Consider the following 14,862-nt stretch of genomic DNA (forward strand, 5'->3'; position numbering starts at 1 on the left):
ACGCGGCCCCTAACGCTTGGCCGCAGGCTGGCCCTGCGTCTGGTTGGGATAGAAGACCCCGCGGACGCGACCCGGCGTACCCGCGCCGCGAGCACTGGTCTCCATGCGGGCCTGTCCGGTGGACACCTGGATCACCAGCCGCTCGCCTCGGAGCACGTTCTGGCCCTGGGCGGCGACCACGTCGCCGGTCATGGTGATGGTGTCGCTGGCTGCGTCATAGACCGCCGCATTGGCGCGCACCCTCTGGCCGGGCGTCACGTAGTAGACCGACCCCTGGGCGTCGAGACCCTGAAGGTCCCCGCAGGTGGACTCCGCCCCCGTACGGGCCGGACGAGCGGCGGCGTAGCGGATCGTCAGGACGTCGGCGCGCAACCGGGAATTGTCCTGCAGCGCCTCGGCCGAGCCGCGCCAGATAGCCAGGCAGCGGGCGTTGATCACCTCGAGCTCATCGGCGGTGATGTCCACAGGCCCGTTGGAGCCCGCCGCCAGCTGCGCCTGGGCCGGGGTGATAGGCGCAGCCAGAAGCGCGACCGTCAGCATCAGAGCCGACAGGGGCGTCCGATGGCCGGCTGCAGGGAGAATCTTCATCTCAAGACGCCTCTTTCGCATCATCGCGGCGAGTTCGGAGTAATGGTGCCGCTCACGCCGCCCTTGAAGACCATGCGCTCGCCGTTGTCGTACACGCCATAGGACTTTGCACGGATTTCTCCAAGGGGGCCGGCGCCGGTGATCAGCCCCTCGCCTTCCAGGACGCCGGTGGCGGTGTCGAACACCGCGCTGCCCGTGTCGAAGGCCGCATCCTGGTCGTTCAGACTGACATCCCCCTGCAACCGCAAGACGCCGTCGCCCTCATGGAAGACGCCCGACTGGGCCGACAGCCGCATGGGGCTCAGCCCCTCCCCGTCGATGACCATGGCCGGTCGATCGAGCACCACCCGCTGGTAGTCGTCCTCGTCGCGGACGGCGCTGTTGGCGGTGATGACGAAGGAGCGGCCCTGCTCATCGCGCCCCATGAACCGGGGATTGACCAGCCGGATCGGCGCGTCGGCCTCTTCCGGCTCGGCCGGCGCGCCGGCCAGGCTGTTATAGGTGACCACCCCGGCCAGCCCGATGACGATCACGGCGATAATCGCCGGCAGCACCACCCGCAGTCGCCGGATCAGCCGCGAACGGCGCCGCCAGCGGTCCATGGCCAGGGCCGATGCGGGCCCTCGGGCCTCGTATGCCAGGGCGCTCACCTATGACCTCATGTGTGGGCGAAGATGTCAGACTCCTCCCATCCGGCCACATCCAACAGAGCCCGATGCGGCAGGAAGTCGAAGCAGGCCCGCGCCAGACCATCGCGGCCTTCCCGGGCGAGCATGCCGTCCAGGCGCGTGCGAACGGCGTGCAGATGCAGAACGTCGGAGGCGGCGTAGGCCACCTGATCGTCCGAGAGCACCGCGGCGCCCCAGTCGGAGCTTTGCTGCGCCTTGGAAAGGTCTACGCCCACCATTTCTCGGGTCACATCCTTCAGCCCATGCCGATCCGTATAGGTCCGGGCGAGCTTGGAGGCGATCTTGGTGCAGTAAACAGGCGCGGTCATCACCCCCAGATGGAGATGGAACATGGCGATGTCGAATCGGCCGAAGTGAAAAATCTTGGTGATCGCGGGATCGGTCAGCAGGGCCTTGAGATTGGGGGCGTCATAGGTCGCCCGGTCCAGCTGCACCAGATGGGCGTCTCCGTCGCCGGCCGAGATCTGCACCACGCAGAGCGGATCACGCCCCAGGCGCAGACCCATGGTCTCGGAATCAACCGCCACCGCCTCGACGCCGTCGAACAGGCCGGCGGGCAGGTCGCCCTTATGAAGATGGTTCGCCAAGACCGCTTGCTCCGCAGATGGCGCGGGCCTCGCCGCGCGGCTTTGGGAGGTCCTGCGGGGAAGCAGAGGACGGCCACCCCCGCGGAGACCTTAGAAAGGGGTGGTGCCCAGGAGAGGACTCGAACCTCCACGGCCGTTAAGCCACTGGCACCTGAAGCCAGCGCGTCTACCAATTCCGCCACCTGGGCCCGGTCCGTCGGATCGGGAGGCGGGACTACTAGGGAAAAGCCAGACGGGCGTCAACGGACCTTTTGATGCGAAGTTGAAGTCGCATTGCCGCGCCGGTCCGCATCGTCTATCCGGGCGGCTCAGGAAGTTTGGACATCAACAGGCTGGACCATGCAGGATCTCGTCACCGTCTTCGGCGGATCGGGCTTTGTGGGAAGTCAGGTGGTGCGGGCGCTGGCCCGGGCCGGGCATCGGGTTCGGGTGGCCGTCCGCCAACCCGCCCGGGCGCATGACCTTCTGCTGCTCGGCGATGTGGGCCAGATCCAGGTCGTCCAGGCCAATCTTCGTGATGCCGATTCTGTGGCCCGCGCCCTGACCGGCGCCCAGGCCTGCGTCAACCTGGTGGGCGTCCTCTATGAGAGCGGGCGCCAGAAGTTCGCCAGCCTCCATGCTGAGGGCGCGCGCAATGTGGCGGAGGCGGCCAAGGCGGCCGGCGTCACCCGCATGGTGCAGGTTTCGGCCATAGGCGCCGACGCCAACAGCCCTTCGATCTATGCCCGCACCAAGGCGCAAGGGGAGGCCGCCGTGCGCGAGGTCCTGCCCCAGGCGGTGATCCTGCGGCCCTCCATCGTGTTCGGACCCGAGGACGACTTCTTCAACCGCTTCGCCGCCATGGCCGTGCTCTCTCCGGCCCTGCCCCTGATCGGCGGCGGCAAGACGAGGTTCCAGCCTGTGTTCGTCGGCGACGTGGCCCGGGCCGTGGCCGCCGCCCTCAGCGACCCGGCCGCGGCGGGCAAGACCTATGAGCTCGGCGGGCCGGCCATCCTGACCTTCCGACAGCTCCTCGAACTGGTGCTCAGCGAGACCCAGCGGCGGCGGATGTTGCTACCCCTGCCCTTCGCCATCGCCAATCTGATCGGCCGCGTGGGGAACCTGGTGGCGCTGACGCCCCTGGCCCCGCCGCTGACCACCGACCAGGTGGCGCAGCTTCGGGCCGACAATGTGGCCAATCCGGCGCTGCCGGGCCTGGCCGAACTGGGGGTCGAGGCCACGGCGGTGGAATCTGTGGTCGGCGCCTATCTCTACCGGTTCCGCAAGGGCGGTCAGTTCGCCGAGCCGCCGGAGCTCGACATCGGCGCCACCCCGGCATAGCGCGCCCGCGGCCGGATCAGGCCGCCAGTCTGCACCTGTTCGATGGCGTGGGCGATCCAGCCGGCGCAGCGCGCGACGGCGAACAGGGCGAAGGGCGCGTCCTTCGGAAGGTTCAGCGCCTCCGACAGCGCCACCAGGGCGAAGTCCACATTCGGGGCCTGCCCCGTCGCCCCTTCCACAGCAGCGCGCAGGGCCGCCAGCTCGACCGGCGGCTCGAAGTGCGCCAGCAGGGCCCGCGCCCGGGGATCGCCCTCTGGATAGAGGGTGTGGCCAAAGCCCGGCAGGCTTCGGTCCTGGGCCAGTCGCGCAGCGATGGCGGCCTGCGGCCCCAGCGCAATCGCCTCCGCCAGCAGGCCCCGCATCGCCGCACCGGCGCCTCCGTGTCTGGGACCCGACAGGGCCGCAAGCCCCGCCAGCGCCGAAGCCGCCAGGGACGCGCCGGTCGAGGCGGCCACCCGGGCGGCGAAGGTCGAGGCGTTGAGTTCGTGGTCGGCCAGCAACACCAGGGCGCGGCGGATCAGGTCGGCCCCGCCGTCGCCCCGGGCGCAGCCCCAGGCCAGCGCCAGCCTTTCATGGATCGCCCCGCTCCCCGGCGCGCCCGCCACGGCGTCGGCGAGCACGTCGAGCAAGGTGGCGGCCTCCACCGCCAGGGCCAGGGGATGGCGGCCCAGGGCCGGCGGATCGCCCCCCGCCCGCGCCGCAAGGGCGGCGAAGGCCCGGGCGCGCATGTCATCGCCATCGGGCGCCGCGCCGCGCGCGCTCCGCTTCAGGGCCGCGCCATCCCCGCCGCGCAGAAGACGCGCCGTGGATTCAAGCGTCTGGGTCTCGGCCAGCCCAACGACCTCGCGCCCCCGATAATAGAGCCGCCCCTCGACCACCGTGGTGATGGCCGAATCCAGCACCGGCTCCCCCCAGGCGATGGCGCCCGCCGCCACGGCGGCGGCCTTGCGGCCCCGGGACTTACGTTCCGCCAGGCCCGCCACATCGGCCGCGCGATAGAGGCTGCGCCGGGGGTCAGCGGGATCAGGGCGGGCGGCCACACGCCCCCGGCTCGCATAGGCATAGAGGGTCTGGCTGCGGACATTCAGCCGGGCGCAGGCCTCCTCGGCGCCGATCCAGTCGGTCATGGGCCTTACATTGATTATATTGATCAAGATTGACGACAAAGCTTGGCGGCGGACATTCAGCGGCGCAAGTCGAAACTGGAGCCTCCCCATGAACGCCCATGCTTCTGCGCCCCCTGAGGGCCTCGAAGGCGTCGTCGCCGCCCGCACCGTGCTGTCCGAAGTCGATGGCCAGGCCGGCCGTCTCATCATCCGCGGCCGCTCCCTGGACGACCTGGCCGGAACCACGCGGTTCGAAGACCTTGTCAGCCTGCTCTTCGAGGGCTTCTTCGAGGACCTGCCGACAGACCTCACCGCCGCCCTGGGAGCGGCGCGGGCTGAGGTGTTCGCAGAAGTGACGCATCTGGACGCGGATCTCGCGGCGCACGAGCCCGTCGAGGCGGTGCGCGCCCTGATGGCCCGGCTGGCCGACGGCGATGACCTGGCCACGGCCCTGCGCCTGATCGCCGCCCCGGCGGTCTTCACCCCGGCGGTGATCCGGATCCAGGCGGGCCAGAGGCCGGTCGCGCCAGGCCCCGCCCTGCCCCACGCCGCCGACATCCTGCGGATGCTGACCGGGGTCGCGCCCGGCGCAGCCCAGATCGCCGGGCTGGACGCCTATCTGGTCACGGTCTCCGACCATGGCCTGAACGCCTCGACCTTCGCCGCCCGGGTGGTGGCCTCGACCCGGGCGGGCCTGACCTCGGCGGTGCTGGCCGGGATCAGCGCCCTGAAGGGTCCCCTGCATGGCGGCGCGCCCGGTCCCGTGATCGAGATGCTGGACGGGATTGGCTCACCGGACAACGCCCGGGCCTGGATCGAGGCGGCCCTGGCCCGGGGCGAGCGGCTGATGGGGTTTGGCCATCGCATCTACCGGGTCCGCGACCCCCGGGCCGATGCGCTCAAGGGTCCGGTGCGCGCCCTGGCGGCGAGCGGCGGCGGCGGAGCTGGTCGGGTGGCCTTCGCCGAGGCCGTCGAGGCAGCCGCCCTGGATATCCTGAAGACGCACAAGCCGGACCGGCCGCTGGACACCAATGTGGAATTCTACACCGCCCTGCTGCTTGAGGCCCTGGACTTCCCGCCCTCGGCCTTCACCTGCGTCTTCGCCATGGGACGGGTGGCCGGGTGGCTGGCCCACGCCCGTGAACAACTGGCCGGCGGCCGGCTGGTGCGGCCCCAGTCGGTCTATGTCGGGCCAGAGCCCCGCAAGGCGGCCTGATCGCGACACGGCGCCTTGCCGGGCGAATTCTCCGGCTGGCGCCGCCTCAGCCAGGGTCTAGGATCAGGGAATGACCGCGTCTGCTCCTGATCAAGTCCTGCTCCCGGCCCAGACGGCCGCCCTCACCCGCAGGATCACCCTCCTGTCGGTGGCGGTCGCCCTGGTGCTGGTGGGGCTGAAGACCGCCGCCTGGCTGGCCAGCGGGTCGGTAGCGGTGCTGGCCTCCCTGGCTGATTCCGGCCTCGACCTGATCGCCTCCCTGATCACCTTCTTTGCCGTGCGCTACGCCGTGGCGCCGCCGGACGCCGAACACCGCTTTGGCCATGGCAAGGCCGAGGCCTTCGCCAGCCTGATGCAGGCGGGGCTGGTCTTCGCCTCAGCCGCTCTGGTGGGCCGCGAGGCGATCGCCAGCCTGCTCGATCCCCAGCCGATCACCCACAGCGGCTGGGCCATGGCGGTGATGGCGATCTCCATCGCCCTGACCGGCGCGCTGGTGGCCGCCCAGACGCAGGTTCTGCGCCAGACGCAGTCGGTGGCCGTCTCCGGAGACCGGGCGCACTACTTCTCCGATCTGGCCTCCAACCTCGCCGCCCTGCTGGGCGTCGCCGGCGCGGCCCTGCTGGGTTTTATGAGCCTGGACGGCGCGGCGGGCCTGGTGGTCGCCGCCATCCTGATCTGGGCCGCCATCGGGGTGTTCCGGGAGGCCGCCCACCAGCTGATGGATCACGAACTGCCCGAGGATCAGCGGGCGCTCATCGTGCGCCTGATGATCCAGGACCCCCGCTTGACCGACATCCACCAGCTGCGCACCCGGGCCTCGGGCCCCTATGTCCATATCCAGATGCACGCCGACCTCGATCCGGACCTCACCCTGGACGCCGCCCATCAGGTGATCGTCGAGGCCGAGAACCGGCTTCTGAAGCACTTCCCGGCCGCCGACATCCTGATCCACGCCGATCCCCGGGGCCGCGCCGAACCCCACGGCGGGGCCTTCGCCGAGCCCGCCGCGACCTGAGGCCGCACGGGCCCCCAATTGGGGCCGAGGCCTCGGCCTTCGTAAACGCGCCCTTAAGGCCCGGCGGCCTTTATCGAGTCCTGATCAAACTGGCCGCATTCGCGGCGAAATGCCGGCATGAGCGTCCAACGCACCCTTTACCACTTCCCGCTCGACCCGGCCTCGCGGCAGGTCCGCCTGGCGCTGGGCGAAAAGCGCCTGGCCTTCGAGGATGTGGTCGTCCGCTACTGGGAGCAGCCCGACGACCTCTCGGCGCTCAATCCCTCGGGCCTGACCCCTGTCCTGGTGGAGGACGGGCCTGAGGGCAGGCTGGTGCTGTGCGAGAGCCGCGCCATCCTCGACTATCTGGAAGAACGACACCCCGAGCCCGCCCTATTGGGCCGGGAGGCCGTCGACCGGGCCGAGGCGCGGCGGCTGCTGCAATGGTTTGATCGAAAGTTCGACTATGAGGTCGGCTCCTTCCTGCTGCACGAGAAGATGGAGAAGCGCCTGCTGCGGATGGGCGCGCCCGATCTCGCCGCCCTGCGGCGGGGCCGCGAGGCCCTGCGGATCCACCTGACCTATCTGGCCAGCCTGCTGGCCGAGCGCGACTGGCTGGCGGGACGCCGGTTAAGCCTGGCGGATTTCGCCGGCGCATCACACCTGTCGGTGATCGACTATTTCGGTGATGTGCCCTGGCGCGACTTCCCGGCGGTCAAGACGTGGTACATGACGGTGAAGTCCCGGCCCTGCTTTAGGCCGCTGCTCGCTGATCGCTGGCCGGGGCTCGCGCCCGCGGCCCATTATGACGATCTCGATTTCTGAAACCCCTGAAGACCTGATCCGCAGCCAGGCCCTGAAACTGGGCTTTGATGACTGCCGCCTGGCCCGGGCCGACCAGCCCTGGACGGCCGGCGAGCGGCTGGCCGAGTTTGTGGACGAAGGCCGCCACGGCGAGATGGCCTGGCTGGAGACCACGCTGGAGCGCCGGTCTCACCCCCAGGCCATGTGGGCCGGCGCGCGCTCAGCGGTCTTGCTGGGGGTCAATTATGGACCAGACCATGACCCCCGCGCCGTCCTGGACCATCACGACCGGGGCGCCATTTCGGTCTACGCCCAGGGTTCGGACTATCACGACCTGATCAAGAAGCGGCTGAAGCAGCTGGCGACCTGGATGGCCCAGACCTTCGGGTCAGAGGTGAAGGTGTTCGTCGACACCGCCCCCCTGCTGGAAAAGCCACTGGCCGAAGCCTCAGGCCTGGGCTGGCAAGGCAAGCACACCAATCTTGTCTCGCGCCAGTTTGGGTCCTGGCTGTTCATCGGCTCGGTGCTCACCTCGCTGGAGCTTCAGCCCGACCCGCCCGGCGAGGACGCCTGCGGCTCCTGCCGCGCCTGCCAGGATGTCTGCCCGACGGACGCCTTCCCGGCCCCCTATCAACTCGATGCGCGGCGCTGCATCTCCTATCTGACCATCGAGCTTTCCGGACCCATCCCCGCCGAATTCCGCCAGGCGCTCGGCAACCGCATCTATGGCTGCGATGACTGCCTGGCGGTTTGCCCCTGGAACAAGTTCGCGCAGACCGCCCGCGAGCAGCAGCTTCAGGCCCGCGACACACTCAAGGCGCCACGCCTGGAAGACCTGGCCGCGCTGGATGACGCCGCCTTCCGCGCCCTGTTCACCAAGAGCGCGGTCAAGCGCCTGGGCCGCGACCGATTTGTGCGCAACGTCCTCTACGCCATGGGCAACAGCGCAGACCCGGGCCTTGTCCCGCCTGTCCGCGCCCGACTGACCGATGCCGCCCCCGTGGTCCGCGGGGCGGCGGTCTGGGCGCTGTCGCAGCTCCTGGCCCCCGACGCCTTCGCGGCCGAGCGGGCCCGGGCCCTCCCCGGCGAGCGCGACGATGCTGTAGGGGCCGAGTGGAGCCTCAAGCCCGCCTAGGGCCCTTTCAGTCGGCGAAGACCGGCGCGCGTTTTTCCATATTGGCCATGACGCTCTCCTTCTGGTTCGGCGTGCCGATCACAGCCCCCTGTTCGGCGCTTTCGGCCAACAGGATGTCGTGCTGGCTGGCGGGCGTCTCGGACAGCTCGATCAGACGCTTGGCGCCGCGGATGGCGGTCGGGCTCTTGCCGGCGATCTCCGCGGCGAAGGCCAGGGCCTCAGCCAGGGGATCGGCGCAGACCCGGGTGGCGAAGCCCAGCCGCTGCGCCTCCTCGCCATCGAAGATACGGCCGGAATAGGTCAGCTCGCGGATCACGTCGCCCCGGGCCAGGTGACGCATCAGGATGAGGCCGCCCATGTCGGGCACCAGGCCCCACTTGATCTCCATCACCGCCATGCGGGCGTCTGGCGTCACGAAGCGCATGTCGGGCGCCAGGGCCAGCTGGAAGCCGCCGCCGAAAGCCACCCCATGGATGGCGGCGATCACCGGAACCGGCTGCTCGCGCCAGACCATGACCGCGTGCTGGGCGCGGTTGGAGCCGCCGGGCGTGCGGGTGGGCGTCAGCAGGGACTGGCCATCGGCGGTGTTTGGCCGGCGCTCCCCCGAGGCCATGGCGGCGAAGGAGCCCATGTCTAGGCCGGCGCAGAAGGCGCGGCCTTCGCCGGACAGAACCACCGCGCGCACCCCTGGTGTGGTCTTCAACGCCTCGCCCGTCTCGATCAGGGCCGAGAACATGGCGTCGTCCAGGGCGTTCATCTTGTCGGTGCGGACCATGCGCACGTCGGCGACGCCGTTCTTGATCTCCACCTTCACCCGGTCGTTCATGAGCATCCTCCCGCTTCCTCTCGGCTGGCCGCCGATGTCGGGGAAAGACTGTCATGGATCAGGCGGGCGGGCGATGGCGGATGAGCGCCTCCTGGGTCGCCGAGGCCACCAGCCGGCCCTGGCGGTCGAAGATGGAGCCCCGGTTGAAGCCCCGTCCGCCCGAGGCCGAGGGGCTGTCCTGGACATAGAGATGCCAGTCGGAGAAGTCGCTCGCCCGATGGAACCACAGGGTGTGATCGAGGCTGGCCACCTGCAGGTGGCCATGCGGGACGGGATGGGGCCGCAGGCTCGCATCCAGCAGGCTCATATCCGAGCCATAGGCGAGCGCGCACTGGTTGACCGCCACGTCGGGGCCCACGGACTGCCGGGCCTTAAACCAGACATTGTAAAGCGGCGCCATGGGCTCGGTCTGGTTATGCCGCTGCGGATCGATGGGGCGGACCTCCACGGGCCAGTCCCGGTCCCGGGGCGCAATCCCGTCGGCCTCGCGCAGCTGCTCCTCGTTCAGCAGGTCTTCCGGCGGGGGCACGGCCGGGGGCTGGTCCTGGTGTTCGAAGCCCTCCTCGGGAACCTGGAAAGAGGCGGCCAGGTTGAAGATCTGCTTGCCGTTCTGGATCGCCGTCACCCGGCGCACCGAGAACGAGCCCCCGTCGCGGGCCCGGTCCACCTGGAACAGGATCGGGATGCGCGGGTCACCAGGGCGGATGAAATAGGCGTGCATCGAGTGGCAGAGCCGGCCTTCGATGGTGCCATAGGCCGCGGTGAGCGCCTGGGCCACAACCTGGCCCCCATAGATGCGCCGACCTTCCCGGGCCGGCGTCAGGCCGCGATAGAGATCAAGCTCGATCTGTTCGAGATCGAGGATTTCCACCAGTTCGTTCTGGGGCTCGCGCATCAGAAATGGGCCTCCGGCATGTCCTTCAGACGGGGCAGGATCTTGTCCTTGTCCGAGGTGATGGCGTCAGCCTCCGTGACCGGCCAGTCGATGGCCAGATCCGGGTCGTTCCAGATCAAGCCGCCTTCGCAGTCGGGCGCGTAAAGGCCATCCACCTTGTAGAACAGCTCACAGTCGTCGGTGAGCGTGCAATAGCCGTGGGCGAACCCCCGGGGCACCAGCAGTTGCTCGCCCCCCTCGGCGGTCAGTTCGGCCCCGACCCACTGGCCGAAGGTGGACGAGCCCGGGCGGATATCGACGGCGACATCATAGATCGCGCCGCGAAGCGCCCGGATCAGCTTGGCCTGCGCGTGTGGCGCCGTCTGGAAGTGCAGTCCGCGCACCGTGCCCTTGCGGGCGCTATAGGCCTGGTTGTCCTGCACGAAGTCGCAGCTCACACCGGCCTCATCCAGGGTCCTGCGGCTCCAGGTCTCGGCGAACCAGCCGCGCGCATCGCCATGCCGCTTGGGCGTGATAAGCAGAACCTCGGGCAGGGCGAGCGGGGTGATGGTCGTCATGGCTCTCTGTGAGTCGTTGTTGGAGCGGTCCATCGCATGAACGAGCCTTCCGGCGAAGACAAGGCGCCCCCTGCGCTGAGCGTGGTCATCGTCGCCTATAATAGCGGGGCGACCCTGGGGCGCTGCGTGGCCGCCCTGGCCGCGCAGACCTTCGGTGACTTCGAGCTGCTGATCATCGACAACGCCTCGCCTCAGCAGGAGGCCGTTCCCGCCGCGGCGGGTCTTCCAGGGACTCGGGTTCTTGAGGCCGGCGGCAATCTCGGCTTCGCCGCCGGGGTCAATCTGGGGGCGCGCGAGGCCCGGGGCCGATGGCTCGTGCTACTCAACCCCGACGCCTATCCCGACCCCGACTGGCTGGCGGAGCTGGCGGCGGCCAGCGGGCGTCACCCGAAGGTCAAGTCCTTCACCTCCCGCCAGGTCATGGCCCAGGACCGCGGCGTGCTGGACGGCCTGGGGGATGTGATGTCGGCGCCGGCCATTCCCTATCGCGGCGGCTATCAGACCCCCGATCCCGGCGATACGCCTGAGGGCGAGGTCTTCTCCCCCTGCGGGGCGGCGATGATGGTCGATCGCGATCTGTTCCTTCGCCTGGGCGGGCTGGACGAGAGCTTCTTCTGCTATTGCGAGGATGTGGACTTCGGCTACCGGCTCCAGCTCGTGGACGAACCCACGCTGTTGGTCCCCTCGGCCGTGATCGCCCATGAGGGTTCGGCCTCGTCCGGCGGGCCAAGATCGGAATTCGCGGTCTTCCACGGCACGCGCAACCGCTTCTGGGTGCTGGTCAAGAACACGCCAGCCCTGCTGCTGCCGCTGGTCCTGCCCCTGCATCTGCTCGCCTTCGCCGTGGTCAGCCTGCGACCGCAGAACCGCCCGCTGCTCGGGATCACCTGGCGGGGCTTCACAGCCGCCCTGGCCGGACTCGGCCCCGTCTGGACCAGCCGTCGCCGGACACAGGCGCAGCGGCGGGCCCCGGCCCTTCAGATCGCCCGGGCGATGACCTGGAATCCGAAGGATCTTTCAGGCCGCCGGGCGGTCATTCGCCCGCTGCGGCCCAGTCGACGAGGCGCGCCATGAAGGCCCCGCCCCGCTCCATCTGAGAGATCTCCACGAACTCGTCGGGCTGGTGGGCCTGATCGATGGAGCCTGGCCCGCAGATGACTGTGGAGAAGCCCGCCTCCTGGAACTGGCCGGCCTCGGCGGCGAAGGCCACCACCCGGGCCGGGCCATTGTCCCCGGCCAGCCGACGGGCGAAGGCCTCGGCCGCCCCATCGGTTTCGGGGGCCAGCGGCGGGGTGTGCGAGCGCTGGACGACCTCAACCCCGGCGTCGGGGAACCTGGCCTTCAGCGCGGCGTCGGCGGCCGCGCAGGCGGCGAAGAAGGGCGCCAGCACCGCCTGGGGGTCGAGACCCGGAGGGCTGCGCAGGTCGAACAGAAAGACGCACTCCCGCGCCAGGATGTTCACCGCCGTGCCGCCGTTCACCTGACCGACCGTCAGGGTCGCGTGTTTGGGCGTGAAGGGTGAGGCCGGATCGGCGTCACGCTCCAGCTGTTCGGCCAGATCGCACAACATCCCCATCAGCCGGATGGCCGCCATATTGGCTGAGGCGCCCAGCTGGGTCTGGCTGGAATGGGCCTCGTGGCCGTGGACGGTCACGCGGAAGGTGTTGATCCCCTTGTGCCCGCTGACCGCCTCCATGTTGGTAGGCTCGCCGACGACCACGAGGGCAGGCCTCGGCAGTTCGCTGGCGATGATGCGGATCATGTCCGGGGCGCCGATACAGCCCACCTCCTCGTCATAGGAGAAGGCCAGATGGACCGGCTTCTTCGGCTGGGCCGCGAGAATGTCGGGGATGGCCGCCAGGGACAGCGCCAGGAAGCCCTTCATGTCACAGGTGCCCCGTCCATAGAGCCGGCCATGGCGCGGAGTCACCTGGAAGGGGTCCGAGGTCCAGGGCTGGCCGTCCACCGGCACCACATCGGTATGGCCCGACAGCACCACCCCGCCTGGAATGTCGGGGCCGATGGTGGCGATCAGGTTCGACTTGGTCCCGTCGGCGTTAGGCACCCGGCGATGGCCCACCCCATGGCCGTCGAGATAGGCCTCGACCCATTCGATCAGGGCCAGGTTGGAGAGGCGCGACGTGGTGTCGAAGGCCACCAGGCGCTCGAGGATCTCAAGGGCGCGGGGCGTGAGGGTCTGGGAGGATGACATGGGGTGAGCCTAGACCCGCGGCCCCGCCGGCTCCAGTCGTCATCGGTCATGCGCGATTGACCCAGATCGGGCGCCGGATCGGTGGGCTATCTGTCCACCATTCCGCCTTGAACGCCCCAGCCGCCGGCATGAACCACCATGTGAGCGAGCCGATCGAGATCAACCGCCTCTATGGCGCTCTGGAGGCTAACCGCTAGCCCCGCTGGACGCGGCCGGGCCCTGGCAGGACGTCGATCAGCTCGATGCGGAAGATCAACACGCTGTTGGGCGGGATCGGGCCCTGGCCGGATTCGCCATAGCCCATCTCCGGCGGCACGGTGATCACCCACTCGTCGCCGGGCCGCATCAGCGGCAGGACCTCGAGCCAGGCCGGAATCAGACCGGCCAGCGGCATGGCGGCCGGCACGCCGCGCTCATAGGAGGAGTCGAACACCTCACCATCGGCCAGCTTGCCCTCGTAGTGGACCTTGACCTCGTCAGTGGGGGTCGGCTTCAGGCCATCGACTGGGCCAGAGCGCACGACCTCATACTGGACGCCGGACGGCAGGGTCTCGACCCCGTCCCGCTCGGCGTTCTGTTCCATGTAGATCTTGGCCTCGGACGCCGCCTCGCCCCCTTGCGGAGAGCAGGCGACCAGGGCCAGGGCCGCGGCCAGGGCGAACAGGGGAGCAAGCATCAAGGGCATCCTTGGGTGGGGAAACTTGGCGGGTTCAGGTCAGACGGCGCGGGGCGGATAGCCCCGCTCGCGCAGGGCTTCCATGATTTCCTGGGTGTGATTGGCGTCGCGGGTCTCGATCATGATGTCGAACTCCGCGCCCTTGGCCGGGACATCGAGCGCCAGGCGGTTGTGGGCCACCTCGACGATATTGGCGCCCATCTGGCCGATGATGGCCGAGACATTGGCCAGCAGGCCGGGGCGGTCGTCGCCGATGATCCGCAGGGAGACCAGACGCTGCTCGCGCACCAGCTCCCGGGTCAGGACCGAGGCCAGGAGGCGGGTGTCGATATTGCCCCCGGTGATGATCAGGCCGGCCTTCTTGCCCCGGAACCGTTCGGGATAGGCCAGCAGGCCAGCCAGGGCGGCGGCGCCTGCACCCTCGGAGACCGTCTTCTCGACATTGCAGTAGAGGGCCACGGCCCGCTCGAAGAAGGGCTCTTCGACCAGCAGCACCTCGTCGATCAGCGGGCGAGCCACGCTGTAGCTGACATCGCCCACCTGCTTGACGGCGATGCCCTCGGCGATCGTCGCCCCGCCGGTCCCGCTGGCGCCGTTCACCCCGCGCATGCGGGCGGTGAAGGAGGGATACATGGCCGGCTCCAGCCCGATCACGGCGATGCCTGGCTTCATATGCTTGGCCGCCGTGGCGCAGCCGGCGATCAGCCCGCCGCCGCCGATCGGGATCGGCAGGACGTCCAGGTCCGGCACGTCCTCGAGCATCTCCAGAGCGACGGTTCCCTGGCCGGCCATGACATCGAGGTCGTTGAACGGGTGAACGAAGACCAGGTCGCGGTCTTCGCATATCTGCTTGGCGCGGCCTGAGGCGTCATCATAGCCCTCGCCATCCAGGACGACCTCAGCCCCGAAGGCGCGGGTCTGCTGCACCTTCACGAAGGGCGTGGAGCGGGGCATGACGATGGTCACGGGAATACCCAGGCGCGCGGCGTGATAGGCCAGGCCCTGGCTGTGATTGCCGGCTGAGGCGGCGATCACGCCGCGCTTCTTCTCGGCGTCCGTCAGCTGCAGCAGCTTATTGAGCGCCCCGCGCTCCTTGTAGGCGGCGGTGAACTGCTGGTTCTCGAACTTCACCCAGACCTCGGCCCCGGTAATCTCCGACAGCGTCTTCGACAGGCGGCACGGGGTGCGCTCAATATGGCCGTTCAGCCGGTCGGCTGCGGCGCGGATATCGTCGATGGAAAGCGTCATTGGGATAGG

Annotated in this window: 16 protein-coding genes and 1 tRNA gene; 6 read left to right on the forward strand and 11 right to left on the reverse strand. The window is 69.3% G+C overall.

Annotated elements, in window-relative coordinates; all coding sequences use genetic code 11:
- Positions 1 to 9: 9 nt before the first annotated feature.
- From Q8K84_RS05245 to Q8K84_RS05260, 4 genes are all read right to left on the reverse strand, one after another.
- Complete coding sequence (locus tag Q8K84_RS05245; RefSeq protein ID WP_305281492.1) at positions 10 to 588, reverse strand: LptA/OstA family protein; 579 nt, start codon at positions 586 to 588, stop codon at positions 10 to 12.
- A gap of 20 nt (positions 589 to 608) precedes the next feature.
- Positions 609 to 1,238: an LPS export ABC transporter periplasmic protein LptC gene (gene lptC / locus Q8K84_RS05250; protein WP_305281494.1), complete on the reverse strand. Its 630-nt coding sequence runs from the start codon at positions 1,236 to 1,238 to the stop codon at positions 609 to 611.
- 8 nt (positions 1,239 to 1,246) lie between these two features.
- A complete protein-coding gene (locus tag Q8K84_RS05255) occupies positions 1,247 to 1,864 on the reverse strand; it encodes a ribonuclease D (protein WP_305281496.1) in 618 nt (205 codons plus the stop codon).
- A gap of 101 nt (positions 1,865 to 1,965) precedes the next feature.
- Positions 1,966 to 2,052, reverse strand: a tRNA-Leu gene (locus Q8K84_RS05260).
- Between the two features lie 151 nt (positions 2,053 to 2,203).
- On the opposite strand from Q8K84_RS05260, the gene Q8K84_RS05265 reads away from it, so the two are divergent.
- Complete coding sequence (locus tag Q8K84_RS05265; RefSeq protein ID WP_305281498.1) at positions 2,204 to 3,184, forward strand: complex I NDUFA9 subunit family protein; 981 nt, start codon at positions 2,204 to 2,206, stop codon at positions 3,182 to 3,184.
- Here the strand turns inward: Q8K84_RS05265 and Q8K84_RS05270 are convergent.
- A complete protein-coding gene (locus Q8K84_RS05270; RefSeq protein ID WP_305281499.1) occupies positions 3,136 to 4,311 on the reverse strand; it encodes a citrate synthase in 1,176 nt (391 codons plus the stop codon). The genes Q8K84_RS05265 and Q8K84_RS05270 overlap by 49 nt on opposite strands.
- A gap of 88 nt (positions 4,312 to 4,399) precedes the next feature.
- Here Q8K84_RS05270 and Q8K84_RS05275 point away from each other — a divergent pair, with 88 nt between their 5' ends.
- From Q8K84_RS05275 to queG, 4 genes are all read left to right on the forward strand, one after another.
- Complete coding sequence (locus tag Q8K84_RS05275; protein WP_305281501.1) at positions 4,400 to 5,506, forward strand: citrate synthase/methylcitrate synthase; 1,107 nt, start codon at positions 4,400 to 4,402, stop codon at positions 5,504 to 5,506.
- 70 nt (positions 5,507 to 5,576) lie between these two features.
- Complete coding sequence (locus tag Q8K84_RS05280) at positions 5,577 to 6,521, forward strand: cation diffusion facilitator family transporter (RefSeq protein WP_305281503.1); 945 nt, start codon at positions 5,577 to 5,579, stop codon at positions 6,519 to 6,521.
- A 117-nt stretch (positions 6,522 to 6,638) separates the two neighbouring features.
- Entirely contained in the window at positions 6,639 to 7,325 is a 687-nt protein-coding gene (locus Q8K84_RS05285) for a glutathione S-transferase family protein (RefSeq protein ID WP_305281505.1), read from the forward strand.
- Positions 7,306 to 8,439, forward strand: a complete 1,134-nt coding sequence (gene queG, locus Q8K84_RS05290) for a tRNA epoxyqueuosine(34) reductase QueG (RefSeq protein ID WP_305281507.1) — start codon at positions 7,306 to 7,308, stop codon at positions 8,437 to 8,439. Before Q8K84_RS05285 ends, queG begins: the two co-directional genes overlap by 20 nt.
- 7 nt (positions 8,440 to 8,446) lie before the next feature.
- On the opposite strand, the gene Q8K84_RS05295 is transcribed toward queG, so the two are convergent.
- Genes Q8K84_RS05295 through rfbC form a run of 3 tightly spaced genes read right to left on the reverse strand, consistent with a single transcriptional unit; the run spans position 8,447 to position 10,717 of the window.
- Entirely contained in the window at positions 8,447 to 9,265 is an 819-nt protein-coding gene (locus tag Q8K84_RS05295) for a crotonase/enoyl-CoA hydratase family protein (RefSeq protein ID WP_305281509.1), read from the reverse strand.
- Between the two features lie 58 nt (positions 9,266 to 9,323).
- The gene (locus Q8K84_RS05300) at positions 9,324 to 10,160 is read right to left on the reverse strand and encodes an acyl-CoA thioesterase II (protein ID WP_305281511.1); all 837 of its coding nucleotides are present in this window, start codon (positions 10,158 to 10,160) and stop codon (positions 9,324 to 9,326) included.
- Positions 10,160 to 10,717 (reverse strand): dTDP-4-dehydrorhamnose 3,5-epimerase, encoded by a 558-nt coding sequence (gene rfbC, locus Q8K84_RS05305; protein WP_305281513.1) that lies wholly within the window; start codon positions 10,715 to 10,717, stop codon positions 10,160 to 10,162. The genes Q8K84_RS05300 and rfbC overlap by 1 nt, the downstream gene beginning before the upstream one ends.
- Before the next feature lie 36 nt (positions 10,718 to 10,753).
- Between rfbC and Q8K84_RS05310 the strand changes: the two genes are divergently transcribed.
- On the forward strand, positions 10,754 to 11,791 hold the full coding sequence (locus Q8K84_RS05310) for a glycosyltransferase family 2 protein (RefSeq protein ID WP_305281515.1): 1,038 nt from the start codon (positions 10,754 to 10,756) through the stop codon (positions 11,789 to 11,791).
- On the opposite strand, the gene argE is transcribed toward Q8K84_RS05310, so the two are convergent.
- The 3 genes from argE to Q8K84_RS05325 form a co-directional block, all read right to left on the reverse strand.
- A complete protein-coding gene (gene argE, locus Q8K84_RS05315; protein WP_305281517.1) occupies positions 11,751 to 12,929 on the reverse strand; it encodes an acetylornithine deacetylase in 1,179 nt (392 codons plus the stop codon). The genes Q8K84_RS05310 and argE overlap by 41 nt on opposite strands.
- A 193-nt stretch (positions 12,930 to 13,122) precedes the next feature.
- Positions 13,123 to 13,605: an FKBP-type peptidyl-prolyl cis-trans isomerase gene (locus Q8K84_RS05320; RefSeq protein ID WP_305281518.1), complete on the reverse strand. Its 483-nt coding sequence runs from the start codon at positions 13,603 to 13,605 to the stop codon at positions 13,123 to 13,125.
- Between the two features lie 39 nt (positions 13,606 to 13,644).
- Complete coding sequence (locus Q8K84_RS05325; RefSeq protein ID WP_305281519.1) at positions 13,645 to 14,853, reverse strand: threonine ammonia-lyase; 1,209 nt, start codon at positions 14,851 to 14,853, stop codon at positions 13,645 to 13,647.
- Positions 14,854 to 14,862 lie beyond the last annotated feature (9 nt).

The organism is Phenylobacterium sp. (assembly GCF_030679875.1).
Classification (GTDB): domain Bacteria; phylum Pseudomonadota; class Alphaproteobacteria; order Caulobacterales; family Caulobacteraceae; genus Phenylobacterium.